Source organism: Actinomadura rudentiformis (genome assembly GCF_008923185.1).
In the GTDB taxonomy this organism is placed as follows: Bacteria; Actinomycetota; Actinomycetes; order Streptosporangiales; family Streptosporangiaceae; genus Spirillospora; species Spirillospora rudentiformis.
In genome coordinates, this window is sequence record NZ_WBMT01000025.1 from 1 (window position 1) to 23,907 (window position 23,907).

General features: G+C 68.4%; 22 protein-coding genes, 3 tRNA genes and 1 pseudogene. 17 read left to right on the forward strand and 9 right to left on the reverse strand.

From position 1 onward, the window contains the following. Positions 1–171 precede the first annotated feature (171 nt). A complete protein-coding gene (locus F8566_RS40775) occupies positions 172–489 on the forward strand; it encodes a serine protease family protein (RefSeq protein WP_151568180.1) in 318 nt (105 codons plus the stop codon). Between the two features lie 61 nt (positions 490–550). On the opposite strand, the gene F8566_RS40780 is transcribed toward F8566_RS40775, so the two are convergent. Then, entirely contained in the window at positions 551–949 is a 399-nt protein-coding gene (locus tag F8566_RS40780; RefSeq protein ID WP_151568182.1) for an MmcQ/YjbR family DNA-binding protein, read from the reverse strand. Between the two features lie 1,004 nt (positions 950–1,953). Here F8566_RS40780 and F8566_RS40785 point away from each other — a divergent pair. Further along, a pseudogene (locus F8566_RS40785) lies at positions 1,954–3,207 on the forward strand (acyl-CoA carboxylase subunit beta); the annotation flags it as partial. 206 nt (positions 3,208–3,413) lie between these two features. On the opposite strand, the gene F8566_RS40790 reads toward F8566_RS40785, so the two are convergent. Further along, positions 3,414–4,046 (reverse strand): 4'-phosphopantetheinyl transferase family protein, encoded by a 633-nt coding sequence (locus tag F8566_RS40790; RefSeq protein ID WP_192810114.1) that lies wholly within the window; start codon positions 4,044–4,046, stop codon positions 3,414–3,416. 150 nt (positions 4,047–4,196) lie between these two features. Here F8566_RS40790 and F8566_RS40795 point away from each other — a divergent pair, with 150 nt between their 5' ends. The 4 genes from F8566_RS40795 (at position 4,197) to F8566_RS40810 (ending at position 7,208) form a co-directional block, all read left to right on the forward strand. Further along, entirely contained in the window at positions 4,197–5,189 is a 993-nt protein-coding gene (locus tag F8566_RS40795) for an AAA family ATPase (RefSeq protein ID WP_151568184.1), read from the forward strand. Continuing rightward, entirely contained in the window at positions 5,186–5,590 is a 405-nt protein-coding gene (locus tag F8566_RS40800; protein WP_151568186.1) for a hypothetical protein, read from the forward strand. The genes F8566_RS40795 and F8566_RS40800 overlap by 4 nt, the downstream gene beginning before the upstream one ends. Positions 5,591–5,743: 153 nt before the next feature. Continuing rightward, positions 5,744–5,950: a helix-turn-helix domain-containing protein gene (locus F8566_RS40805; protein ID WP_225993967.1), complete on the forward strand. Its 207-nt coding sequence runs from the start codon at positions 5,744–5,746 to the stop codon at positions 5,948–5,950. A gap of 43 nt (positions 5,951–5,993) precedes the next feature. Continuing rightward, complete coding sequence (locus tag F8566_RS40810) at positions 5,994–7,208, forward strand: tyrosine-type recombinase/integrase (protein ID WP_225993968.1); 1,215 nt, start codon at positions 5,994–5,996, stop codon at positions 7,206–7,208. Positions 7,209–7,316: 108 nt separating this feature from the next. On the opposite strand, the gene F8566_RS40815 is transcribed toward F8566_RS40810, so the two are convergent. The 3 genes from F8566_RS40815 to F8566_RS40825 all read right to left on the reverse strand — a co-directional run bounded on the left by F8566_RS40815 (position 7,317) and on the right by F8566_RS40825 (position 7,594). After that, positions 7,317–7,391, reverse strand: a tRNA-Val gene (locus F8566_RS40815). A 30-nt stretch (positions 7,392–7,421) separates the two neighbouring features. Continuing rightward, positions 7,422–7,492, reverse strand: a tRNA-Cys gene (locus F8566_RS40820). Between the two features lie 29 nt (positions 7,493–7,521). Further along, positions 7,522–7,594: transfer RNA gene (locus F8566_RS40825), tRNA-Gly, on the reverse strand. Positions 7,595–7,725: 131 nt separating this feature from the next. Between F8566_RS40825 and F8566_RS40830 the strand changes: the two genes are divergently transcribed. The 9 genes from F8566_RS40830 (at position 7,726) to F8566_RS40870 (ending at position 19,108) form a co-directional block, all read left to right on the forward strand. Then, on the forward strand, positions 7,726–8,427 hold the full coding sequence (locus F8566_RS40830; protein WP_151568188.1) for an ArsR/SmtB family transcription factor: 702 nt from the start codon (positions 7,726–7,728) through the stop codon (positions 8,425–8,427). A gap of 29 nt (positions 8,428–8,456) precedes the next feature. Continuing rightward, a complete protein-coding gene (locus tag F8566_RS40835) occupies positions 8,457–9,485 on the forward strand; it encodes a chorismate-binding protein (RefSeq protein WP_151568190.1) in 1,029 nt (342 codons plus the stop codon). Continuing rightward, positions 9,433–10,272: an aminotransferase class IV gene (locus F8566_RS40840; RefSeq protein ID WP_225993969.1), complete on the forward strand. Its 840-nt coding sequence runs from the start codon at positions 9,433–9,435 to the stop codon at positions 10,270–10,272. The genes F8566_RS40835 and F8566_RS40840 overlap by 53 nt, the downstream gene beginning before the upstream one ends. Before the next feature lie 288 nt (positions 10,273–10,560). Further along, positions 10,561–11,940, forward strand: coding sequence for an extracellular solute-binding protein (locus tag F8566_RS40845; RefSeq protein WP_225993970.1), 1,380 nt, complete (start codon positions 10,561–10,563; stop codon positions 11,938–11,940). Positions 11,941–11,986: 46 nt separating this feature from the next. Further along, the gene (locus F8566_RS40850; protein WP_151568194.1) at positions 11,987–12,994 is read left to right on the forward strand and encodes a carbohydrate ABC transporter permease; all 1,008 of its coding nucleotides are present in this window, start codon (positions 11,987–11,989) and stop codon (positions 12,992–12,994) included. Continuing rightward, entirely contained in the window at positions 12,991–13,812 is an 822-nt protein-coding gene (locus tag F8566_RS40855; protein WP_151568196.1) for a carbohydrate ABC transporter permease, read from the forward strand. The genes F8566_RS40850 and F8566_RS40855 overlap by 4 nt, the downstream gene beginning before the upstream one ends. Continuing rightward, positions 13,812–14,903: an ABC transporter ATP-binding protein gene (locus F8566_RS40860; RefSeq protein ID WP_151568198.1), complete on the forward strand. Its 1,092-nt coding sequence runs from the start codon at positions 13,812–13,814 to the stop codon at positions 14,901–14,903. Before F8566_RS40855 ends, F8566_RS40860 begins: the two co-directional genes overlap by 1 nt. Before the next feature lie 132 nt (positions 14,904–15,035). Continuing rightward, positions 15,036–16,256, forward strand: a complete 1,221-nt coding sequence (locus F8566_RS40865) for a CehA/McbA family metallohydrolase (RefSeq protein WP_151568200.1) — start codon at positions 15,036–15,038, stop codon at positions 16,254–16,256. Beyond that, complete coding sequence (locus F8566_RS40870; RefSeq protein ID WP_225993971.1) at positions 16,247–19,108, forward strand: glycoside hydrolase family 38 N-terminal domain-containing protein; 2,862 nt, start codon at positions 16,247–16,249, stop codon at positions 19,106–19,108. The genes F8566_RS40865 and F8566_RS40870 overlap by 10 nt, the downstream gene beginning before the upstream one ends. 78 nt (positions 19,109–19,186) lie before the next feature. On the opposite strand, the gene ppgK is transcribed toward F8566_RS40870, so the two are convergent. The 3 genes from ppgK to F8566_RS40885 all read right to left on the reverse strand — a co-directional run bounded on the left by ppgK (position 19,187) and on the right by F8566_RS40885 (position 21,096). Continuing rightward, positions 19,187–19,957 (reverse strand): polyphosphate--glucose phosphotransferase, encoded by a 771-nt coding sequence (gene ppgK, locus F8566_RS40875; protein ID WP_151568202.1) that lies wholly within the window; start codon positions 19,955–19,957, stop codon positions 19,187–19,189. 78 nt (positions 19,958–20,035) lie between these two features. After that, positions 20,036–20,359: a DMT family transporter gene (locus tag F8566_RS40880; protein ID WP_151568204.1), complete on the reverse strand. Its 324-nt coding sequence runs from the start codon at positions 20,357–20,359 to the stop codon at positions 20,036–20,038. After that, entirely contained in the window at positions 20,356–21,096 is a 741-nt protein-coding gene (locus F8566_RS40885) for an SDR family NAD(P)-dependent oxidoreductase (RefSeq protein WP_151568206.1), read from the reverse strand. Before F8566_RS40885 ends, F8566_RS40880 begins: the two co-directional genes overlap by 4 nt. Positions 21,097–21,211: 115 nt before the next feature. On the opposite strand from F8566_RS40885, the gene F8566_RS40890 reads away from it, so the two are divergent. Further along, the gene (locus tag F8566_RS40890; protein ID WP_151568208.1) at positions 21,212–21,826 is read left to right on the forward strand and encodes a TetR/AcrR family transcriptional regulator; all 615 of its coding nucleotides are present in this window, start codon (positions 21,212–21,214) and stop codon (positions 21,824–21,826) included. A 115-nt stretch (positions 21,827–21,941) separates the two neighbouring features. Beyond that, positions 21,942–23,345 (forward strand): Si-specific NAD(P)(+) transhydrogenase, encoded by a 1,404-nt coding sequence (gene sthA, locus F8566_RS40895; RefSeq protein WP_151568210.1) that lies wholly within the window; start codon positions 21,942–21,944, stop codon positions 23,343–23,345. On the opposite strand, the gene F8566_RS40900 is transcribed toward sthA, so the two are convergent. Further along, entirely contained in the window at positions 23,346–23,759 is a 414-nt protein-coding gene (locus F8566_RS40900; RefSeq protein WP_151568212.1) for an SsgA family sporulation/cell division regulator, read from the reverse strand. Positions 23,760–23,907: the final 148 nt, after the last annotated feature.

Consider the following 23,907-nt stretch of genomic DNA (forward strand, 5'->3'; position numbering starts at 1 on the left):
CAAGGACTACGTCGTACGCCGCTGCCTCAGCGTCGTGCTCAAGGAAGAGGCCGAGCATCACCGGTATGCGGTGCGCGACCTCACCGTGCTCGAGGCCGATACCCGAACCGAGTGAAAGCGCGTCCCGGCAATGGACGGCGATCTCGCGATCCTGCGCTTGACCAGCCCATCTTGCTGTCGGAGCCCTTCATCGCACCCGCACTGCCCAGCCAGGGCGCGGTGCCGACCGGCGAGGTAGTCACGACCGGCTACGGAAAGACCGGCAATGCGGGCTTCCCCAACGAACGACGCGAGGTCTTCCTCGATGTCACGCCGCGGTGGACCTGCGAAGGCATCTACCAGTTCGTGAAGCCGATCACGCCCGGAATGAACTGCACCCGCATGCTCCGGCCAGACGGCCGGAGCATGCGGCACTGGGTGATGTCGTCATCGGAATCGTCTCCTGAAATATCTCTGGCCAGTGCGGCAACCCGACCTATCCCACCGTGAATAGGAATGTTTCTCAGCACCGAACCTGGATAAGCGGCAACGTGGGGAGCTAGCCGGCGGTTCATCCACCTGCCTTCAGCCGGAACGCGAGGCGGCGGGGCGCCTGCACGCGATAGCTGTCCGTCACCAGCTCGGCAACCTCGACCCAGTCCGTCTCGTCGTCCAGCACCATTCCCACGACATTCACACCCCAGTCGGCCCGGAAGAATGGAGGGCCGGCATGCGCCAGCGCGGCCAACTCCCCGGGCGGCGCCCGGAAGGTCATCAGGATGGCCGGATCGTCCATATCGATGTACGCCGACCCCCTCTCGTCGGTGGTGTAGACGTGCAGGAACGTCCGCCGGCGAATCCGCCACCGCAGGCCGATCCACGACGGCTCCTCGTACGCCTCGGGCAGTTCCCCGCAGATCACCCGGAACCGGCCCACAACGGCGGGTGGAACGTCCGCGATGTCGCTCATCTGTACCTCCCGCGCCCATCCTGCCCGCCGGGTAGGACATCAGCACATCAGAGTCTCCGGGGGGCCCTGTCAGATTTTTCGTGCTGTCTGATCAGTGTCGGCCGTCTGGGGTGTTCGAATCCAACTTCGGGACGCGCGTGCCGGTGACCGGATGAGGCTAGGCGGGCGAACCACTCCCGCGCAGGCGCGCCCGGCCACCAGTACTACACCCAGGTCAAGGACCGCATCGACGGCAAACGTGCAGCGCTCTCCCAAGCCCGCCGCATCGTCCTCGAAGCGGTCCACATCCTGAACGAACTCGGCGACGACGCCCTCACTGGACCTGACCACCCGGCCAGGCCGATCGGACCAGGGCGACCGCGTCGCCACCGGAACGGGAACGGGCCTGACCGGGGCCGCCTCCCTCAACCGATGCCGATGTGACCGGCTCCTGCCAAGCTGCTGTCTGGACCACTCGCCCTGCCGAGCAGGAACGACGTGGGCGGCCTCCAAAGACTGAGCGGTCACATCCCCCGGCAGGCCGGGGGACACCCCATCCATCATCATGTCGCCGGACCTCCGGCACGCCCCCCGGGGTCCGTGGGCCCAGGTAAGTCTGGCTGCCCCAGGCCTGCACCTCTCCGAACCGGCGCGATCACCCCAACCCCCGACCACAGGAGGCTCACTCCCCACCCGACCCCGGCTGCAGCGGAAGCATCGACGGATTGCTCTCTGCAGAGTGGATCAGGACAGGTCGATGCTTCCTCCCGCACCACCACGACGCACGCACCCCCTCAACCCCGGAGTGTCGTCAACCCGCGATCACCCGGCACTTTCCGCCGACGGCCGGAAAGTGCGAAAGTCGAGTGGTTCAACACCAGCACAAAACGGGTGGGTCATCGAGATACTCAGACCTCTGTGACTCTTGAGTCATCGAGGTCAATCTGCGAGCCGAAATCGGGCCCAGTTTGTCCAGCCTTTGCGAGCCGACGCATGCCAACTATCACTCCAGCTTGAAATCTGCTTTTGGCATCAAGGTTGGCGACATTCTCGGCAATATATCGCCGGAGATTCAGGACATGGCGCTGGCGGCGGGCGCCCCGATCGTGTCGATCAACGACGGGGCGGGGGCGCGGATCCAGGAGGGTGTGACCGCGCTGGCCGGCTATGGCGGCATCTTCTCCCGCTGCGTGGCGTCCTCGGGTGTCATCCCGCAGATTTCGGTGATGGTCGGCCCGTGCGCGGGCGGCGCCGCCTACGCACCCGCGTTGACCGATTTTCGTGTTCATGGTCCGCGAGACCTCGCAGATGTTCATCACCGGACCCGACGTTGTCCAGGCGGTGACCGGGGAGAAGGTCACCCAGAACGAGTTGGGCGGCGCCGACGTTCACGCCGCGATCTCGGGTGTGGCGCATTTCGTCCACGACGACGAACAGTCCTGCCTCGAAGGAGTCCGTACCTGATATCAATGCTGCCGGCCAACAACCACGAGCAGCCCCCGGTCGCCGCCACCGACGACACCATCGACCGACCCAACAACGCGCTGCTGGACTTGGTGCCCGCCGATCCGCAACGCCCCTACGACATGCGGGCGCTGATCGCCGAGGTCGTGGATGACGCCGAGTTCCTCGAAGTCCACGAGCGCTTCGCCGGATCGGTGATCACCGCGCTGGCGCGCATCGACGGCCATGTCGTGGGCATCATCGCCAACCAGCCCAACAACATGGCAGGCGTGCTGGACATCTCCTCTTCGGAGAAGGCCGCGAAGTTCGTCTCCACCTGCGATTCGTTCAACATCCCGCTGATCACCCTGGTCGATGTGCCCGGTTTCCTGCCCGGCGTGGACCAGGAACACGGCGGCATCATCCGCCACGGCGCGAAACTCTTGTACGCGTACTGCAACGCGACCGTGCCGCGCATCCAGCTCATCGTGCGCAAGGCCTACGGCGGCGCCTACATCGTGATGGACTCCCGCTCCATCGGCGCGGACCTGTCCTACGCGTGGCCGACCAACGAGATCGCGGTGATGGGCGCCGAGGGCGCGGCCAACGTCATCTTCCGCAAGGAAATCGCCGCGTCCAAGAACCCGGAATTGGCCAGGGCCCGACGCATCGACGAATACCGCGACGAACTGATGCACCCCTACTATGCGGCCCAGCGCGGGCTGGTCGACGACATCATCGACCCCCGCGAAACCCGCCACATCCTGGCCCGCTCACTGAAAATGCTACGCGCCAAATCCGCGCCGCTGCCGCAGCGCAAACACGGAAACCCCCCACATGAGAAGCTTCGACAAGCTGCCGTCGATCTTTCCGGTACAGACCTCATACGACGCCTGGATCAGATGTCTTGAGAACCAAGGTGCCGACCGTGCTGGATCCGCTCACGCAAAACCGCATCTCCGCAGCTCACAGCAGAGTATCCGACGTTCCGGTTCAACGTTTGAGGTCCCCGTGGGCTGAGTTCTGCTCCAATGGGTGTCGGTCAGCCCACGACGACTGCCGCGAGAATCAGCCTGTCTCGGGCGATCCACCGGCCGGTGAAGCCGGTCACTTCGACGCCGTCGAGGATCGGCCCGGGAACTTTCAGCTTGGCGGTGAAGCGCAATTCCTCGATCCTGACGCGCACGTCCTCGAAGCCCAGCCAACGCCCGGTAAGCGGATACCAGGCCTTGTAGACCGCCTCCTTGCAGCAGAACAGCAAACGATCGGCGTGCACACCGTAGCCGGCAGGCACGGTGTAGTCGTCGTCGAAGACCACGAGCCTTGCGACGCCCTCGGGCAAAGGCTGGTTGGGTTCGGCGTCGATACCGACGCTGCCGATGTCCTGTGCGTGCGCGACGGCCGCGGCCCGGTAGCCCTCGCAGTGGGTTATGCTGCCGACGATTCCGGGCGGCCACATCGGCGCACGACTGGGACCTGGCAACAGTGGCGTGCGCGGCAGTCCCAACCGTGACAACGCCAGATGCGCGCAGTGGCGTCCGGTGGTGAACTCTCGGCGGCGGCCCTCGATCGCCACGGCGATCACCGCCTGCTCTTCCGGGAACAACTCGACATCGGCCACGTCGCCGAACACTTCCGCTATCGCCACGGTGGGCGGCATGAGTTCCTCGAGCACCGTTGGAGCATAACCATAGCGATCTTCCACGCTCGTCGTGCGCCTGGGAACTGCCCGCCAACTGCGTCTACAACGCGCTCTATCTCGTCCTGGCCGAAGACCTCGACTGCACCCCAGCCGAGGTAGTATTCGGTCGGCGAGCGTGATCGCCTGCGTGGGCGGGCCAGTACGTCAGCCGCAACGGGGGGCGTAACCGTCCTTGCCGGGCCCCCGAAGGTCGGCAAGTCATGGCTTGCCCTGGGCCTTGCCGTCACCGTGGCCTCAGGGGGCAAGGCTCTGGGCAAGGTCGACGTCGACGCCGGCCCCGCGCTCTATCTGGCGTTGGAGGACACAGGCCGACGACTCCAGTCCCGTCTGCGGACGGTCCTTGCCGGGGCCATGCCCCCGAAGGACCTGACGTGCGTGATCGAATGCCCCGCCCTCAGCCAAGGCGGCGTCGACCGCATCACCGCATGGCTGGACGCCCACCCGAACGCCCGCCTGGTCGTGATCGACGTCTTCGCCAAGGTGCGTGGTCCCCGACAGGTCGGAATGTCGGCCTACGACACCGACTATCGGTCCGTCGGCGAGATCAAAGCCATCGCCGACCGGTACGGCGTCACCTTCCTCGTCGTCCACCACACCCGCAAGATCGAATCGGACGACTTCCTCGCGGACGTCTCCGGGACGAACGGCATCGCCGGAGCCGCGGACGCGATCCTCGTCCTCCGGCGGACGAGAGGCAAAGCGGACGGCGTCCTCCTGGTCACCGGACGGGATGTGGACGAGTCCGAGTATGCCATGGCCTTCAACGCCGAGGCCGGTACCTGGCGAATGCTCGACCAGCCCGCCGACGAACTGGCCATGATCGACACCCGCCTCGCGATCATCGCCCATCTGAGACACCACCCCGGCCAAGGCCCCAAACAGATCAGCGAGGCCACCGGCATCTCTTATGACCTGACCAAGAAGACGGTCAAGCGGATGGGCGACGACAACCAGCTCCACAGCGACGGCAAGGGCCACTACTACGTGCCCGAAGAACCTGTGTCTCCTCTGTCTCCGCTGTCTCCGCCCCAGCTCACAACCGCTCTTGACGGGGACAGCCCTCATCTCGCGCTGTCCCTGAACCCGCTCAACACCCTCGAAGGGACCCCACTGTGAACGTTGCCAAGTCCGCCTACGACGACCAGTTCCAAGCAGCAGTCTCCGACGTTCGCCGCTACATGAACCTCCACGCCCAGAAGACCGGCTCCAGCGTCGGCCCGTCCGACGCCGCATGGATCAAGGCGAAGTTCGACGAGTTCGCGCTCGACCTGCTGTCGGGCAAGGGCAGCCGCTGCCCGCACATCGGACCTTTCCCCATGGTCGCTCACACCGCCACATGGGCCACGCACCAACTGGTCTGCCCCGCCTGCATCGACCCCATCAAGCCGTCCGAGGAGGAAGACCGCCGCTGCGACCGCTGCGGTGCCACCACAGCCACGCTCCACGCCGGTCAGCGCTCACGCCCCGGCACTACAGGAGTTACACCGCGTACTCCGACGGTTGTCCTCCGCGCTTGATCGGGAATGGGCGACACCTCACACGCTGCCAACACCCAGCCGCAGGGCGACTGTCAAGCCACTGACAGTCGAAGGGAGTTGTGGGTGGGACCGCAGCCACGGTGTGCAGTGCTCTGTGGGCGGTTTGCGAGCTCCGGCAGATGTGCTTGCGGCATGGACGAGCTACGCGTGTACACGCCCAGCGAGGCAGCGCGTGTCTTGAAGATTCCCGAGTCGTGGCTGCGGAAGAAGGCCGCGTCCCGTGCGATCCCCTGCACGTTCATCGGCAGGCACCTGCGCTTCAGCGAGAACGACCTCACGCAGATCGTGCGACAGGGCGGCAGAGCACCGGTCAGGCCGATGCCGCCCACGCCCCAGTGAGTCGTCTTCGTGCAGACCGACCGGATCAGAAAGGAGGAAGAAGTTGGCATATGCCGAGTGCTTGGGCAAGAAATGGCGGGCCCGCTACAAGAGGCCCGATGGCACCTATGGGTCCGAGCCTGGGTTCGAGACCAAGACCGCGGCCGAACACTGGGGGGAAGAACAGGAAGCAATGATCCGGCGCCGCACCTGGATCGATCCTGACGAGGGCGAGACGCGTTTTGCTGACTTCGCCGAGCACTGGCTGTCGGTGAGCCGCCTGGCGATCAACACCGAAGCCAAGTACCGCTCGCAGCTGCGTAACCACATCCTTCCGCAGTGGGAGGACTGGCCGCTCATCCTGATCGTCAACAACCATCTGGAGGTGCAGGGGTGGGTCAACGAGTTGCATGACAGCCTTGCCGAGTCCACCGTGGCCTCGGTCTTCTCCCTGTTCTCAACGATTATGAACGCTGCCGTTCGCGCCCGAAAGATTCCGGCCAGCCCCTGTCAGGGGATCCGGGTCACCTCGGGTGGTGACGAGGTGGAGCGGTTGGTGGCCACGCCGGTTCAGGTGCTCAGAGCGGCACTGCGGATGGCCGATCTTGCCGGCTACCCTGGGTTTGTTCTGACGCTGATGGATGCCTACACCGGTGCGCGATGGTCAGAGCTGATCTCCCAGTGGCCCGGACTGTATGACCGGACCAACAAGCAGATCCCGGTGCGCCGGCCGCTGCGGGAAGCCGGCGGGCAGATAGAAGAGGCACCCCGGCCCAAGAGCCCCGCCTCCAAACGGTGGATTCAACTGCCGCCGTTCCTGGCAACCCTCTATGAGGCATTGATCAATGAGTGCCCGTACCGCCGCGCGTTCACCGGCGCGCGAGGCGGTGCGCTGCGCTGTAGCAACTTCAGCCGCCGATTCTGGCGGCCCGCTTGGGACGGCAACCCCGATAGTCCCGATCCGGAGGTCCGGACGCCTGCCATTTTGGCCGGGTTCACCTTCCACGAGGGCCGCCACACCCAGCGCACCTGGCTGGCCGACGACCTCATCCCTGATGTCGCCCGGGCGGCCCGGCTAGGCCACAAACTGCCCGGCATGGCCGACGTTTACGAGCACGTCACCCCTGACATGCAACAGCGCGTCCTGGACGTTCTGCAGGCCCGCTGGGACAGCTCTGTCGCGCAACTGACAGCTGACGAACGGCGCCATCTCCTCCGGATCGTCCCACTCGACCTTGCAGCCACGATTACCGAGCGTGCCCGAGCCGCGGGGGAATGAGCGTTGCACGGTAGTGCTCACCGGCGGATGATCTCCAGTTTCTCGCCAGGAGACGGCGAAAGCCTCGTCCCGATCTTGTTGGGACGAGGCTTTGACCTCGGGAAAGGGTGGTGGGCGATACTGGGATTGAACCAGTGACCTCTACCGTGTCAAGGTAGCGCTCTCCCACTGAGCTAATCGCCCTTGTCCGTGCTTCTTGGGAAGTACGGGTTGAGGTGGAGACGGGATTTGAACCCGTGTACACGGCTTTGCAGGCCGTTGCCTCGCCTCTCGGCCACTCCACCAGAGGGAGGCCTTCCGCAAGGCCCCTCAGAGCGGAAGACGGGATTCGAACCCGCGACCCTCACCTTGGCAAGGTGATGCTCTACCAACTGAGCCACTTCCGCTTGTGCTGCTCGGGGCCGGGGCCCCTTGCGGCGACGAGGAAAACCTTAGCGTGAAGTCGCGGCTTCCCCAAACCGGTTTCGCGGGCGTCGCTTCGACGGGCGTCGAAGCTTGGAACGCATAAGGTCCAGGCATGGGTGACCTCGCGTACGACTCCGACATCTCGGTGGTGGCGGCGCTGCTGGCCGACCGGGCCCGGGCCGCGATGCTGACGGCGTTGCTGGACGGGCGGCCGCTGGCGGCGGGGGAGCTGGCCCGGGTCGCGGGGATCAGCGCGCAGACGGCCAGCTCGCATCTGGCGCGGATGCTGGACGGCGGGCTGGTCACGGTGATCAAGCAGGGCCGGCACCGGTACTACTCCCTGAGGGGACCCGAGATCGCCCAGGTCATCGAGGCGCTGAGCCGGATCAGCCCGCCGGTGACGGTGCGCAGCCTGAAGCAGTCACGGGACGCCCGGCGGCTGCATACGGCGCGGACGTGCTACGACCATCTGGCAGGAGAGGCGGGAGTGGCGCTGTTCGCCGCCTTGGTGGACTCCGGGCTGATCGAGTCGGACGAGCCCGAGGTCACGGAGAAGGGCGAGGAACGCCTGGGTGAGCTCGGGATCGATGTGGCCAGGCTGAGGAAGGGGCGTCGGCGGTTCGCGGCGTACTGCCTCGACTGGACCGAGCGCAGGCCGCACTTGAGCGGGGCGGTGGGGGCGGCGCTCACCGAGAGGATGATCGAGCTCGGGTGGTTCGAGCGGGGGAGCACACGGCGGGCGCTGACGGCCACGGAGGCCGGGATGCGAGGTTTGGCCGACTCGTTCGGCTGCATCCTGCCCCAGGATGCGTGACGCCTGATCGCCCGCGTCACACTGAGAGCATGAAGGATGCGTTCGCTCACGTCGGGGGGCTGCTGGCCACCGGGCTGGCCGACGTGACGACGGACCCGGCGGCGCTGGACTCGCGGGGCTGGTGGGCCGTCGTGGTCACCTATGAGGGCAAGATCACTTGTGCCCGGTTCGAGCACGTCCGGCGGGCGCCGCATCCGGAGGGCGTGTGGGGCCCGCCGGGGGAGTGGCACAGCTCGCTGAGCCAGGCCGAGTACGTACGGGGCGTCGAACGCGTACGGGCGGCCATCGCCGACGGGGTCGTCTACCAGGCCAACCTGTGCCGGATCCTCTCGGCGACGATGCCCGAGGGCGCCGACATCGCGGGGCTGGGCGTGAGGCTCGCACGGCGGCATCCGGCGGAGTACGCGATGACGCTGCGGCTGCCGGGACTGGAGATCGCCAGCGCCTCGCCGGAGCTCTACCTCGCCCGGGACGGCGACGTGGTCGAGTCGGGGCCGATCAAGGGCACGGCCCGTACGGTGGAGGAGCTGCTGCCCAAGGACCGCGCCGAGAACGTGATGATCGTCGATCTTGTCCGGAACGATCTGGGACGGGTCGCGGAGATCGGGTCTGTGACGGTGCCGGGGTTGTGCGTCCCCCAAGAGGCCCCGGGCCTGGTGCATCTCGTTTCGACCGTCCGGGCCCGGCTGGCCGAGCCGAACGGCTGGCCCGAGCTGCTACGGGCCACGTTTCCACCTGGGTCGGTCACCGGTGCGCCCAAGTCCAGCGCGCTGACCTTGCTGAATGAACTCGAACCCGTTCCGCGGGGCCCGTACTGTGGAGCCATCGGCTGGGTGGACGCGGACTCCCGGCGCGCCGCGCTCGCGGTCGGCATCCGCACCTTCTGGGCGGAGGAAGGCCTGCTGCGGTTCGGCGCCGGCGCCGGCATCACATGGGGGTCCGATTCGCTCCGGGAATGGCATGAGACCGAGCTCAAGGCAGCTCGGCTATTGGAGGTGGCTTCCGGTGACGACCGGGCAGGGCAAGATCTGGCTCAACGGGGAACTGCTCGACCCTGAGCAGGCGAAGGTGTCGGTGTTCGACCACGGCATGCTCGTCGGCGACGGCGTCTTCGAGACCGTCAAGGCGACGAACGGGGAGCCGTTCGCCCTCACCCGGCACCTCAAGCGGCTGGCCCGCTCCGCCGCCGGCCTCGGGCTGCCCGAGCCCGACCACGACGCGCTGGCCCAGGGCACCCTGGAGGTCCTGGCCGCGGCGCCCAAGTGGCCGCTGGCCCGGATCCGCATCACCTACACCAGCGGCCCCGGCCCGCTCGGCTCCGACCGCGGGAACGAGGGCACCACGATCTCGATCATCGCCGCCGAGCAGAAGCCGTTCCCGGCGACCACCGACGTCACCGTGGTGCCGTGGCCGCGCAACGAGCGGGGCGCGCTGAACGGGCTCAAGACGACGTCGTACGCCGACAACGCGCTCGCGCTCGCCTACGCCAAGGAGCGCGGCGGCGGCGAGGCGATCTTCGGCAACCTGGTGGGCAACCTGTCCGAGGGCACCGGCAGCAACATCTTCGTGGTCAAGGGCGGCCGTCTCATCACGCCGCCGCTGACGGCCGGCTGCCTGGCCGGGGTGACCCGCGCGCTGGTGCTGGAGTGGTTCGGCGCCGACGAGGAGGACCTCCCGCTGGAGGAGCTCTACCAGGTGGAGGAGGCGTTCCTCGTCTCCACGACCCGGGACGTGCAGCCCATCCACGCCGTGGACGGCACCGCGCTTCCGGCCGCGCCGGGACCCATCACCAGCAAGGCGATGGAGGTCTTCGCCGCGCGCAGCGCCGAGCTCATGGATCCGTGATCTTGAACAAGCCGTGACCCGGCGGGGTCTTTACGTGATCGCTTTCTTCGTTCACGTTAACGGTGACACGCAATGGAGGTCACCGTGGACTTCTCTCCCGCCGGCTCCCGACGGTCCCCCTCCGACTCCAGACGACTCCCCATCGCCTCGCGGCGCCCGCTCACCGGCTCGCGACGGCCGCTTTTCTCGCCGAGCTCCGGCTCGCGACGGCCGCTTCTCTCACGGAGCTCCGGCTCCCGGCGGCCGCTTTTCCCGTGGGGCTCCGGCTCCCGGCGGCGCATCGGTGCGATGGCCGCGCTCCTCATGGCGGGCGCGGCCGTCGCCGGGTGCGGCGGCGGCTCGTCCTCGACCGATCCCGACCGGAACGCCAAGGCCAAGAGCTTCACCCTCGTCATCACCCGCAACGCCATCGAGGGCGGCAAGAACACCGAAGAGGCCGAGTGGATCACCAAGACGGTGATCCCGCGGTTCGTCGAGGCCCAGAAGGCCAAGGGCGTCACCGCGAAGGTGACCTTCCGCGGCTACGGCGTCGACGACGAGCCGTACAAGACCAAGATGGCCCTCGACCTGAAGTCCAGGTCGGGCGCCGACGTCTTCGACATGGACGGCATCTGGGTCGGCGAGTTCTCCCAGGCCGGCTACATCGCACCGCTCACGAACGTGGCGGGTGCCCGTGCCGACACGTGGGACGGCTGGGCGCACATCCCCAGGTCGGTCCAGGGCCTGGCCACGTTCGACGGCAAGCGGTACGGCATCCCGGCCAGCACGGACGGGCGGGTGCTGTACTTCAACAAGCGCCTGTTCGCACGGGCCGGTCTGCCCGCCAACTGGCAGCCCAAGAGCTGGGACGAGATCATCGCCGCCGGTCAGGCACTGAAGAAGGTGCCCGGGGTGACTCCCATCCAGCTGAACGCGGGCACCGCGATGGGCGAGGCCACCTCGATGCAGGGCGTCCTGCCACTGCTCGCCGGCGCCGGCGCCGAGGTCTATGCCAACGGCAAGTGGACGGGCGGAGGGACGGCGGTCAAGGAGGTGCTCGGCCTCTACTCCAAGATCTACGGTCAGGGCCTGGGCGACCCCAAGCTGCAGCAGGAGGCCAAGGGCCGCGACAAGTCGTTCGCCGCGTTCGCCGCCGGCAAGATCGGCATCCTGGCGGAGGGCGACTACTTCTGGCGCGACGTGATCAATCCGAAGACGGGGATCGCCAAGATGGCCGATCGCGACCAGGCCGTCGGGTACGCCATGTTCCCCGCGATCACGCCCGGCAGGGCCATCCGCGGCCAGTCGTTCGTCAGCATGTCCGGCGGCGCCGTCACCGTGATCAACCCCAACACCAAGTATCCGCAGCAGGCCTTTGAGCTGCTGACGTTCATGAACTCGCCGGAGATGCACAAGGCCCGGACGGCCGGCACGCCTGAGATCACTTCCCGGACGGACGTGAACACCGAGATCCTCAAGGGCGACGCCTTCCTGTCGTACATCGCGGAGAAGGTCCTGCCGATCACCGCGTACCGGCCCGGTCTCGCCGCCTATCCGCAGGTCTCGACCGCGCTGCAGGAGGCCACGGCGAGCGTCGTCTCCGGCAAGACCCCCGACGAGGCGGCCGCGCAGTACACCAAGAAGCTGGAGGGCATCGTCGGTGGCGCCGCCAACATCTCCACCGGCTGAGCCGACCACCACCGCCGCCGCGACGGGCCCGACGCCGTCGCGCAGGGTGAACGACGACGCGGCGGGACTCGGCACCCGGCGTGCCGCCGCGTTCGTCGCGCCGGCGCTCGTGCTGATCGCGGTGTTCCTCGTCTTCCCCGCGGTCTGGACGCTCTACCTGGGGGTCACCGACTACCGGCTCACCGGTATCGCGGCCAGTGATCCCAAGTTCGTCGGGACCGGCAACTACACGTCCGTGCTGGGTGACGAGGAATTCCACAGTTCGCTGTGGCTCACGCTGCAGTTCGTGGTCGGCTCGGCGGTCATCGGCCAGACGGTGCTGGGCTTCTCGGTCGCCTGGGTGATGCGCGACCGGTCAGGGCCGGTGCGGCGGCTGGTCGAGGCGGTGATCCTGCTCGCCTGGATCCTGCCCGGCTCGGTGATCGCGTTCCTCTGGATCGCCCTGCTCGACCGCGACTCGGGCACGCTGAACGCCCTGCTCGGCACGCCCGGGACCGCGTGGCTGCTCGACCATCCGATGGCGTGCATCATCGTCTTCAACATCTGGCGAGGCACCGCGTTCTCGATGATGCTCTACAGCGCCGCCCTTGGGAACGTTCCGCCGTCGCATCTGGAGACCGCCCGGCTGGCCGGCGCGTCCACTCTGCAGACCCTGCGCGACGTCGTCCTCCCGCGCATCCGCGGTCACATCCTGACGAGCCTGCTGCTCGTCAGCCTCTGGACGTTCAACGACTTCACGCCGTTCCTCATCACCGCGGGCGGGCCGGACGGCAAGTCGGAGATCATGTCGGTCTACGTCTACCGGACCGCCCTGGGCGACGGGCGGCTCGGCTTCGGCGCGGCGATCTCGCTCGTGATGATCCTCATCAACCTCGTGATCGCTCTGCTCTACCTGCGCGCCCTCCGCGAACGCCGCGAACGCGACGGAGGCGACGGACGCGGCGGACGCGGCGGAGGCGGCAGACGCGACGGCCGCGAACGCGACGGACGCGGCAGGCGCGGACACGGCAGGCGCGGCGGACGCGGCAAGCGGAGAAAGGGGGTGGCGGTGTGAGCGTGCGTGAGGTGCTGAGGCGGATCGGGCTCGCCACCTTCGTCTCCCTCGTGCTGGGTTTCTTCTCACTGCCTCTGCTCTGGCTGGCGTTCACGCCGTTCGACTCCGACCCGCGGATCTCGGCGTCGCTGCCGGACTTCACCCTGCACAACTTCCAGGTGCTGATGGACAACCCGTACGCGCTCGCCTCGCTGCGTAACTCGATCATCCTCGCGGCCGGTGCGGCGGCGCTGGTGGTCACCTGTGCCGCGCTCGCCGCGTACGCGCTCAGCCGGGTGCGCATCCCGGGCCGTGACGTGCTGCTGTACGTGCTGCTCCTGCTGTCGTCGATCATCACCGGCACGGCCGCGATGGTGCCGATCTTCCTGCTCGCGTTCAACCTCAACCTGATCGACTCGCATCTCGGCGTGATCCTCGTGCTGACGGGCGGGCTGCTGCCGGCGGCCATCTTCGTGCTCAAGGACTTCACCGACGCCACGCCGACGTCGTACGAGGAGGCGGCACGGGTCTTCGGCGCCACGCCGCTGCAGACGCTCCGGCACGTCGTCGTCCCGGTGATCCGGCCCGGCCTCGCCACGGTCATGGTCTGGACGGTGGCGCAGGTCTGGGGCGACTTCCTCATGCCGTTCCTGCTGCTGCGCGACCCGGACAAGGCCCCGGCATCAGTGATCATGTACACCTTCTACACCGAGGGCGGGCAGCCCGATCTCGCCCTGATCTCCACGTTCTCGCTGCTGTACTCCCTGCCGGTCGTGGGCATGTACCTCTTCGTGAGCCGCCGGTACGGATTCCGCTTCCATGGAGGGATCAAGCGCTGATGGCGGTCATCACCCTGAGCGGCCTGACCAAGGTCTATCCGGGCGGCGTGCGGGCCCTCGACGCCCTCGATCTGGAGATCGCGGACGGCGAGTTCTTCGCGCTGCTCGGCCCGTCCGGCTGCGGCAAGACGACGCTGCTGCGCACCGTGGCCGGCCTGGAGACCGCGACGGCGGGCTCCGTGCGGATCGGCGAGACGGACGTGACGCGGCTGCCGCCCGGGCGCCGCGACGTCGGCATGGTCTTCCAGGACTACGCGCTCTTCCCGCACATGTCGGTCACCGACAACATCGCCTACCCGTTGCGCATCAAGAAGGCCGCCAAGAACGAACGGCACGCCGCAGCCGCTGACGTGGCCGCCGAACTCGGCCTGGACGGGCTCCTGGCGCGCCGCCCCAGCGAGCTGTCGGGCGGCCAGCAGCAGCGGGTCGCGCTGGCGCGTGCGATGGTGGCCCGCCCGCAGGTGTTCCTGCTGGACGAGCCGTTGTCCAACCTCGACGCGCGGCTGCGGCTGGAGGCACGGACGTTCCTCAAGAAGCTGCAACGCGAGCTGGGCGTCACGACCGTCTTCGTCACGCACGACCAGGCGGAGGCGCTCGCGATGGCCGACCGGATCGCGGTCATGGAGGCCGGCCGGATCCGGCAGATCGGCACTCCGGCGGAGGTCTTCCGGCGCCCGGCGAACCTCTTCGTCGCCGCGTTCATCGGCTCCACCCCGATGAACCTTGTCGACGCGCGGGTCCGGGGCGAGCAGGTCGAGGCCGCGGGCGTGCTGCTGCCGCTCCCCGAGGAGGCGCGCGGGCTCGTCACCGACGGGCAGGCCGTCGTGTACGGGGTGCGGCCCGACTATCTGGACTACTCGCCGAGCCCCGTGGACGGGTCGTTCAGCGGCCGTGTCGCGGTCGTCGAGAATCTCGGCAGCTCCTCATTGGTCACACTGGACGTCGAAGGAGTCCTGATCCACGCGCTCGTCGGCGAAGGCAGCGAACCCGAGCCTGACGAGCACGGCTGGGCCGTGCCGCGCGCGGGACGCGCCCTGCTCTACAGCGATGGAGATCTGGTGAACGGAAACGACGTGACGGTGGCAGCGTGACCGGGGCCAGCGTGACCAGGGCCAGCGTGACCAGGGCCAGCGTGACCAGGGCCAGCGTGAGGGGGGCCAGCGTGAGGGGGCCAGCGTGACGCACGTTCTCCATTTGGTGGCACGGTCATTTCTGGGGGTGTGGTGAGCACGGCGACGACGACTGCGGTGCATCGCGGGCGGTGGACGCTGGAGGACAGGCTGGAGCAAGGGCTGCGTGAGCTGCCCTTCGAGGTCGCACCGGGAACGGCGTCGATCAGCGTCCAGCTGTCGTTCGAGGGCGGCGTCATCGACCTGGGCTGCCACGGCCCGGGCGGTTTCCGCGGCTGGTCCGGGGGAGCGAGGCGCGAGTTCACGATCGGGGCGGAGTGGGCGACGCCCGGGTATCTGCCGGGCGAGCCGGAGCCCGGAATCTGGCACGTGTGGCTGGGCCTGCACCGGATCCCGGCGACCGGCGTCCCGTACGAGGTCACCGTGGTCACCTCGGCTTCCGCTCCGCCCGCTCCGGCGGAGACCGCCTGGCCATCGATACCCGAGAGGGCCCCCGTCAGAGATCTGCCCGCCCCGGCGGGGATGCGCTGGCTCGCCGGGGATCTTCACTCCCACACCGTGCACAGCGACGGCACCCTCACCGTTCCCGAACTCGCCTGCCGCGCGGTCGAACGCGGCCTGAACTTCCTCGCCGTCACCGACCACAACACCGTCAGCCACCACCCCGAGCTGGCGGCCACCGGGGCCCGCGCCGGAATCGTCCTCGTGCCCGGCCAGGAGGTGACCACCGACCTCGGACATGCCAACGTCTTCGGCGAAACGGGCTGGGTGGACTTCCGGAAACCGTCAGACGAGTGGGTCGCGTTCACCGGAAGGCAAGGCGGCGTGATCTCCATCAACCACCCGCTCAGCGGCGACTGCGCCTGGCGCCGCGACCTGCCGGCCGAGGCACGCCCCCGTCACGCCGAGATCTGGCACTCCTCCTGGTGGGACCGGCGCTGGGGCGCCCCGCTGTCGTGGGCGTCGCTCTGGCGGCCCGACGTCGTCCCGCTCGGCGGCAGCGACTACCACGATCCGGCGCAGCACAAGTCGCTCGGCGAGCCCACGACCTGGGTGCTCGCGGAGGGCGACGACGTGCTCGGCGCGATCGCCGCCGGTCGTACGGCCGTGACGACCGGGCCCGGCGGCGACGCACCGATGGTGCTCAGGGTGGACGACGAGCTGATCGCCCTCGGCGCCGACGGCACCGTGCTCGTCCGCCCGGACGGCAGCCGTCTCGCCGTACGGGGCGACGACGTCCGGGTGCCCGCCCTGGCCGGAGGCATGCACCGCCTTGAATCCCACGAGAACGAGGTGATCGCGCTATGCGGATGACCGAGGCCACCGAGACCTCGATCGTCGTCGTCCCGCACACCCATTGGGACCGCGAGTGGTACCTGCCGTTCCAACGCTTCCGGCTGAGGCTGGTCGCGTTGCTGGACGAGGTCATCGACCGGATGGAGGCCGACCCGCGCCAGCACTTCACGCTGGACGGGCAGATGGCGGCCGTCGACGACTACCTGGAGGTCCGGCCGGAACGCCGCGAACGGGTTGCGGCCCTCGTCCGAGAGGGGCGGCTGGCTGTCGGGCCTTGGCAGATCCTGCACGACGAGTTTCTGTGCTCTGGCGAGAACATCATCCGCAACCTTGAGCTTGGCTTGCGCCGGGCGGAGGAACTGGGCGCGGCCATGCGCGTCGGCTATCTGCCCGATCAGTTTGGTCACTGCGCGCAGACTCCGCAGATCCTGCGGCTTGCTGGGATCGAGCACGCGTGCGTCTGGCGGGGCGTTCCTTCTGCTGTACGGACACACGCGTTCGCCTGGGAGTCCCCAGACGGGACCGCCATCCGCACCGAATATCTCCCCGAAGGCGGATACGGCAATGCGGCCAGCATGTTCGAGGAGGCGGGCCGATACGGCGACGGACAAAACGGCGACGGGAAATACGACGACGGCCAGGCCGCCGGCCAGGTTGTCAGCCAGGTCGCTGGCCAGGACGCCGGCCAGGGCGACATGCAACACGGCGTCGGCCAGGTCGCCGACGCCGAGCTCCTGCCGGGCCGGGTGGCCGACTTCGCCGCACGCATGCGTGCCTGGCGTCCCGAAGGCGGCCCGCTGCTGGCCATGTACGGCTCCGACCACACGGCTCCCGCCAGCGACCTCGCCGACCAGATCGACAGCCTCGGCGGTGGCACGAGGCTGGACACCCTGGCCGGATACATGGCGACTCAGGACACCTCGACCGAGGGGCTCCTGCGCGTGCGCGGCGAGCTGCGTTCCTACGCCCGCGCCAACATCCTGCCGGGCGTCATCTCGGCGCGTGCCCACCTCAAGCAGGCCATGAGCCGGGCCGAACGTCTGGTCGAACGCTACGCCGAGCCGCTCGACGCGCTCTGGTGGGACGGCAGCGCGGCGAGCTTCCTGGACATGGCCTGGCGCCGCCTGATCGAGGTGAGCTGCCACGACTCCGTGACGGGCTGCGGCAGTGACGAGACGGCCGAGCAGGTCGCGGCCCGCATGGCCGAGGCCGAGCAGCTCGGGCGGGCGGTGTGCGACCTGGTGACCGCCGGGCTCGCGGCCGCGGTGCCGTTCGACGGCCACCTCGTCTTCAACCCCACTCCGGCGCGCCGCACCGGGATGGTCGTGCTGGACGTCGCGGCCGAGGGCGAGGTCGTGCTGGAGGACGCCGAGGGACGCACGTACCCGACGCAGACGCTCGAAGTCGCCGCGACGACACTGGACGACGCCGTGCATCCCGCGTCCGATCTCCCGATGGTGCTCAACCGGGTGTTCGGGCGCTCGTTGTTCGGCCAGGACATCCGCGACTGGACCGTGTCGGGCCGGACACTGACCTTCTTCGTGACACAGCGCGCCGAGACCCCCTTCGACATCGCCGACGTTCGCGAGGCCGTACGCGATGCCGAAGGGGAGTGGCGCGTCGTCACGATCGCCGACCCGCGCCGTACGGTCGTCGCCCAGGTGGAGGCGCCGCCGCTGGGCGTGATCTCCGTCCGTCCCGTTCCGGGGACCGCCGCGGTCGAACGGCCGGTCCGAGCCGAAGGCGACGACGTCCTGGACAACGGCCTGCTGCGTGTCCAGATCGCCGAAGACGGCACGTTCTCGATCGCGGCGGCCGGTGGCCAGACCATGGACGGCTCCGGGCACGTGATGGACGGTCTCGGGCACGTCATGGAGGGCCTCGGACGGGTGATGGAGGGCGGCGACCTCGGCGACACGTACAACTACGCGCCACCCCGCCTGGACCGGCTCGTGGACACCCCCGAGTCGGTCGAGGTGCGCGCCGTATCGGCCGGACCGCTGGTCGCCGCGTTCGACGTCGTGCGGACGTATCGATGGCCCGCGAGGGGCGACCTCGTCGACGACGCGCGCTCCGACGCCGAGGAGACCGTCCCGGTCGTGATGCGCGTCGAACTGCGTGCCGGTGAGCCGTTCGTGCGACTGCGCGTGTCGTTCGACAACCGCTGCGAGGACCACCGGGTCCGCCTGCATCTGCCCTTGCCGGTCCCGGCGTCCTCGTCCTTCGCGGAGGGCCAGTTCGCGATCGTCGAACGCGGCCTGGCGTCGGAAGGCGGCTGCGGCGAAGTGCCCCTGCCGACGTTCCCCGCCTCCGCCTTCGTGGCCGCGGGAGGGCTGGCGGCCCTCTTGGAGCACGTCACCGAGTACGAGGTGACCGGCGACGGCCGGGAACTGGCGCTGACCCTCGTGCGCTCGGTCGGCTACCTGTCGCGCCATCACAACGCCAACCGCGACCAGCCCGCCGGCCCCGAACTCCCGACGCCGAAGGCCCAGTGCCGGGGCGAACGGGTCATGGAGCTCGCGATCATGCCGTACTCGGGTGCGGATCCCGGCCCGGACGCCCATCCGGGCGTGAGGGCCCATCCTGGCGCGGATGTGCTCGCCGCCGCCGAGTCGTTCCGGCACGACCTTCTGACAGCCGCAGGCTACGGCCCCTCCAGCGCACCCCTGCCGCCCGCCCGGCACGGTATCGAGGTGAGCGGCGAGGGCGTGGTGATGAGCAGCCTGCGCGAACGTGAGGGCGAACTGGAACTCCGCCTCGTCGCCGAGCAACCCGGCCCCACCACCGCAACGATCTCCGGCGGCGTCACCAGACCCCTACGCCCGTGGGAGATCGCCACCCTACGCCTCCCACGGCAGCATCCCAGCTGAACCTGAACCAGTACCCATCAGCTGGCCCCGCCGGGGTGGGATTCCATCCGGGGCTCAGCCGGTCCCCGGACGGGGTGGTCAGGCCGTTCGGGTGAGCTTGCGGGGGACCGTGGCTGCGGCGGCCATCGCGGCGCCCACGATCCCGGCGCTGTTGAGGAGGCTCGCCGGGACGATCGGTGCGCTCACGCCGTGGATCAGCGGCACGAACTTGTCGGCCTTCTTGCTCACGCCACCGCCGATGATGATGAGGGAAGGCGAGATCAAGGCCTCCAGATGGGACATGTAGTCGCTGAGGCGCTTGGCCCACTTCTCCCAGCTGAGCTCGTGGTCTTCGCGGGCCTTGGCGGACGCCCGTGATTCGGCGTCATGGCCGTCGATCTCCAGATGGCCGAACTCGGTGTTGGGAACCAGCACGCCGTCGACGAACAACGCGCTGCCGATCCCCGTGCCCAGAGTCAGCATGATCACCGTGCCCATCGTGCCCTTGCCGGCGCCGTGGCTCATCTCCGCGATCCCGGCGGCGTCCGCGTCGTTCAAGAGGGTCACCGGACACCCGGTGGCCTCGCCGAACAGCTTCGCGGCGTCCACCCCGATCCAGCTCTTGGCCACGTTCGCGGCGGAACGCGTGACGCCGTCCACCACCACGCCGGGGAACGTCGCGCCGACGGGGCCCGTCCAGCCGTAGTGGTCCACGATCTGCGCGACGATTTCGGCTACCGGCTCGGGCTCGGCGGGCTGCGGCGTCGCGACGCGCATGCGCTCCTGGGCGAACTCGCCCGTGGAGAGATCCACCGGGGCGCCCTTGATCCCCGACCCGCCGATGTCGATGCCCAGCATCTCCGTGCTCATGTCCCTACCGTGCCCGCACTCCGCAAAGTTAAAAAATCTCCCACGGCCCGTTCGTTCCGTGGCCTGTCACCCTGCTGGTCATCCGTCGACCACCTTCAAGCCGATCACCCCCACGAGGATGAGAAGGAGGCACGCCACCCGCGCGGGGGAGGCGCTCTCGCCCAGGACGACGATGCCGGTGATCGCCACGCCGAGCGACCCGAGCCCCACCCACACCGCGTAGGCCGTCCCCACCGGCAGGTCGCGCAGCGACACCGACAGGACGACGACGCTGAGGAGTGCCACGGCCATGCCGATCACGGCAGGCCATAGCCGCGCGAGGCCGTTGGACTGCTTCAGCGCGGTCGCCCAGACCAACTCCAGCAGCGCCGCCACCACCAGCAGGATCCAGGCGAGCTTCACGCTGTGACCCCTCCGTCGACCGTGAGGGCCGCGCCCGTGATGTACGCGCCCGCCGGACCGGCGAGGTGTGCGACCGTGGCGGCGATGTCGTCCGGTTGCGCGTAGCGTCCGAGGGCCGTGAACCCGCGTTCGAACTCCGCTTCGGGGGAGTCGGCGGGATTCATTTCTGTGTCCGTCGAGCCAGGGTGAACGAGATTGGCGGTGACGCCGGCAGGCCCGAGATCACGGGCCAGCCCCTTCGTGAGCCCGATCAGGGCGGACTTGCTCATCGAGTACAGCGTCCAGCCGGGGTAGGGCACCCGCTCGGCGAGGCTGCTGCCGATGCTGATGATCCGTCCGCCGTCCGGCAGGTGCCGTGCCGCCGCCTGAGACGCCACATAGGCCGCTCGCACGTGGATCGCGAGCGTTCGGTCGATCTCCTCGATCTGGACGTCCTCCAGCGGCCCGTATGGCGCGACCCCGGCGTTGTTGACCAGGATGTCCAGCCTTCCCAGCTCGCTCGCGGCGCGTTCCACCGCGGCCTTGACCGCCACCGGATCGGCCGCGTCGGCCGCGATGGCCAACCCGCGGCGCCCCAGCTGCTCGATCTCGCGTACGACGGCGGCGGCCCGATCGGGTGCTTGCACGTAGGTGAGCGCCACATCCGCTCCGTTCCGCGCGAGACGCAGCGCGATCGCCGCACCGATGCCGCGGCTGCCACCGGTCACCAAGGCCGCCTTGCCTGCCAGCTCGTTCACTGCCGTCACCTCTAACCGGAAGGGGTTCCACTTAACTGTGGAGTCGAGGCTAACCGGAGAGTTCTCCGGGTTGCAAACAGAAGTGGAGCATTCTCCGTATCGGTAGCCTGTGACGGTGAGCGACGAATCCGGTGGCCGTCAGCACGCGTTGCCGATCGCGGGCGGCCCGCCGGTGGAACGCGCCGACGCCGCCCAGAACCGCCGCAAGATCCTCGCCGCGGCGGCCGACATGATCGCGACGCGCGGCGTCGAAGCGCTGTCCATGGACGAGGTGGCGCGGGCGGCCGGCGTCGGCGTCGGCACGGTCTACCGCCGCTTCGGTGATCGCTCCGGCCTGGTCTACGCCGTGATCGACGACCGTGAGCGGGAGTTCCAGGCGAGCTTCCTCTCCGGCCCGCCGCCGCTGGGCCCCGGGGGAGAGCCCGTTGAACGTGTACGGGCGTTCCTGCACGCGCTGGCCGAACGTACAGAGGAACAGTCCGAGCTCCTTCTAGCGGCCGAGATGAACTCCTCGTACGCCCGCTTCAACGACGGCTCGTACGGGCTCTACCAGATGCACTTGAGGATGCTCGTCGGCCAGATCCGCCCGGACGCCGACGCCGAATACCTCGCGGACGCCCTCCTGGCCCCTCTGGCCGCCAACCTCTTCCGCTACCAGCGCCATCGCCGCGGTCTGAGCCTGGCTCGCATCAAAGAAGGCCTGAACGACCTGGTAACCGGCCTCACCTGAGAACGCCGACGCCCGCAGGCGCGCACGTCAAGATCAAGAAGCGCGGGGGATCTTGACGGGATTGCTTCCGTCATAGGCCTTATGTGGGGGCCTTCGCGCGGCCAGACTGGGGAGCGTGAACGACTTCGACATTCTCGTGCTCGGATCAGGCCCCGGCGGGCAGCGCGCGGCCATCGCCGCCGCGAAGCTCGGACGGCGGGTCGCCATCGTCGACCGGCGCCACATGATCGGCGGAGTGTGCATCAACACGGGCACGATCCCGTCGAAGACCCTCCGTGAGGCCGTCCTCTACCTGACCGGGCTCAACCAGCGGGAGCTGTACGGGCAGAGCTACCGGGTCAAGGAGGACATCACGGTCGCCGACCTCGGCATGCGCACCCAGCACGTCATCGGCCGCGAGATCGACGTGATCCGCAGCCAGCTGGCCCGCAACCACGTCACCGTCCTCTCCGGCACCGGGCACTTCCTCGATCCGCACACCATCGGCGTCGGCAACGGCCAGGACCGCGAGCACAAGGTCACCGCCGACAAGATCGTCATCGCGACCGGGACCAAGCCCGCGCGGCCCGACACCGTGGAGTTCGACGACCGTACGATCATCGACTCCGACGGCATCATCAACATGGAGCGCATCCCCGAGACGATGGTGGTCGTCGGCGCCGGGGTGATCGGGATCGAGTACGCGTCGATGTTCGCGGCGCTCGGCACCAAGGTGACCGTGGTCGAACGCCGCGACCGCATGCTGGAGTTCGCCGATCTCGAAGTCGTCGAGGCGCTCAAATACCACCTGCGCGATCTCGCCGTCACGTTCCGGTTCCGGGAGAGCGTGTCCTCGGTCGAACGCCGCAACGGCGGAGCGATCACGATCCTCGAGAGCGGCAAACGCATCCCCGCCGACACCGTCATGTACTCGGCCGGCCGCCAGGGCATGACCGACGAGCTCAATCTGGAGACCGCCGGGCTCAGCGCCGACCGCCGCGGCCGGATCAAGGTAGACGGGAACTACGCCACCGAGGTACCCCACATCTACGCCGTGGGCGACGTGATCGGCTTCCCGTCCCTGGCCGCGACGTCCATGGAACAGGGCCGCCTGGCCGCCCACCACGCGTGCGACGAGCCCGTCACGGGCATGCACGAGCTCCAGCCGATAGGGATCTACACGATCCCCGAGATCAGTTTCGTGGGACGCACCGAGGACGAGCTCACCGAGGCGAAGGTGCCGTTCGAAGTAGGGGTCTCCCGCTACCGCGAACTCGCCCGAGGCCAGATCATCGGAGACTCCTACGGAATGCTGAAACTCCTGGTCTCCTCAGAGGACCGTTCCCTCCTCGGCGTCCATGTCTTCGGCACGGGAGCCACCGAGCTCGTCCACATCGGCCAGACCGTGATGGGCTGCGGCGGCACCGTCGACTACCTGGTGAACGCCGTCTTCAACTACCCCACCTTGGCCGAGTCCTACAAGGTGGCGGCGCTCGACGCGATGAACAAGATGCGCCAGATCGCCCGCCTCAGCGAGTGATCAAGACGGCCACAGAAGGTTCTCCAGTTCCGCGTCCATGTCGACGAACTCCGACTCCTGCCCGGCCGGCACGACCTGGTACGTCCGGTGCAAGAACTCCGCAAGCGGGGAGAGCGGCACCTCGAACAGCGCGTTGCCGAACGGCGACGAGAGCGCGATGTTCAACGTGGTGTCGCTGTCGGTGGGCCACACCTCCACGTCCCCGTCCCCGACCTTGCGCACGATGCCGACGGTGAGAAGTTCGCGAGCGAAGATCCACTCCACCGGCTCGTCGTTGCCGACGTAGAAGGCCATCCGGATGGCGTACGGATCATCAGCCGCGTATTCCAGCCCGGCGAGCAGGGGGACGGTCGTGCGGTCAGGGACGACGAGACGGAGGCCCAGCTCCGCTGAGACGGTGGTGCTGCTGTTCATGGCCATTCCTTCAGACGTCGGTCCCGCTAACGCGCGGGCGTGCTCCGGTGGGAACCTCACTCCCTCTCACGGATGTCCCCGCGATCTATGACGCGTAACGGAGCTGAGATGTGGGAACATTCCGTCTCGGTGCCCCTGTGTGATCTAT

Bases quoted from the DNA above. Each gene is read 5' to 3' on its own strand.
- F8566_RS40780 (WP_151568182.1), bottom strand. From the start codon at position 949: ATGAGCGACATCGCGGACGTTCCACCCGCCGTTGTGGGCCGGTTCCGG.
- F8566_RS40805 (WP_225993967.1), top strand. From the start codon at position 5,744: ATGGACGAGCTACGCGTGTACACGCCCAGCGAGGCAGCGCGTGTCTTG.
- F8566_RS40830 (WP_151568188.1), top strand. From the start codon at position 7,726: ATGGGTGACCTCGCGTACGACTCCGACATCTCGGTGGTGGCGGCGCTG.
- F8566_RS40835 (WP_151568190.1), top strand. From the start codon at position 8,457: ATGAAGGATGCGTTCGCTCACGTCGGGGGGCTGCTGGCCACCGGGCTG.
- F8566_RS40845 (WP_225993970.1), top strand. From the start codon at position 10,561: ATGGCCGCGCTCCTCATGGCGGGCGCGGCCGTCGCCGGGTGCGGCGGC.
- F8566_RS40860 (WP_151568198.1), top strand. From the start codon at position 13,812: ATGGCGGTCATCACCCTGAGCGGCCTGACCAAGGTCTATCCGGGCGGC.
- F8566_RS40870 (WP_225993971.1), top strand. From the start codon at position 16,247: ATGCGGATGACCGAGGCCACCGAGACCTCGATCGTCGTCGTCCCGCAC.
- ppgK (WP_151568202.1), bottom strand. From the start codon at position 19,957: ATGAGCACGGAGATGCTGGGCATCGACATCGGCGGGTCGGGGATCAAG.
- F8566_RS40900 (WP_151568212.1), bottom strand. From the start codon at position 23,759: ATGAACAGCAGCACCACCGTCTCAGCGGAGCTGGGCCTCCGTCTCGTC.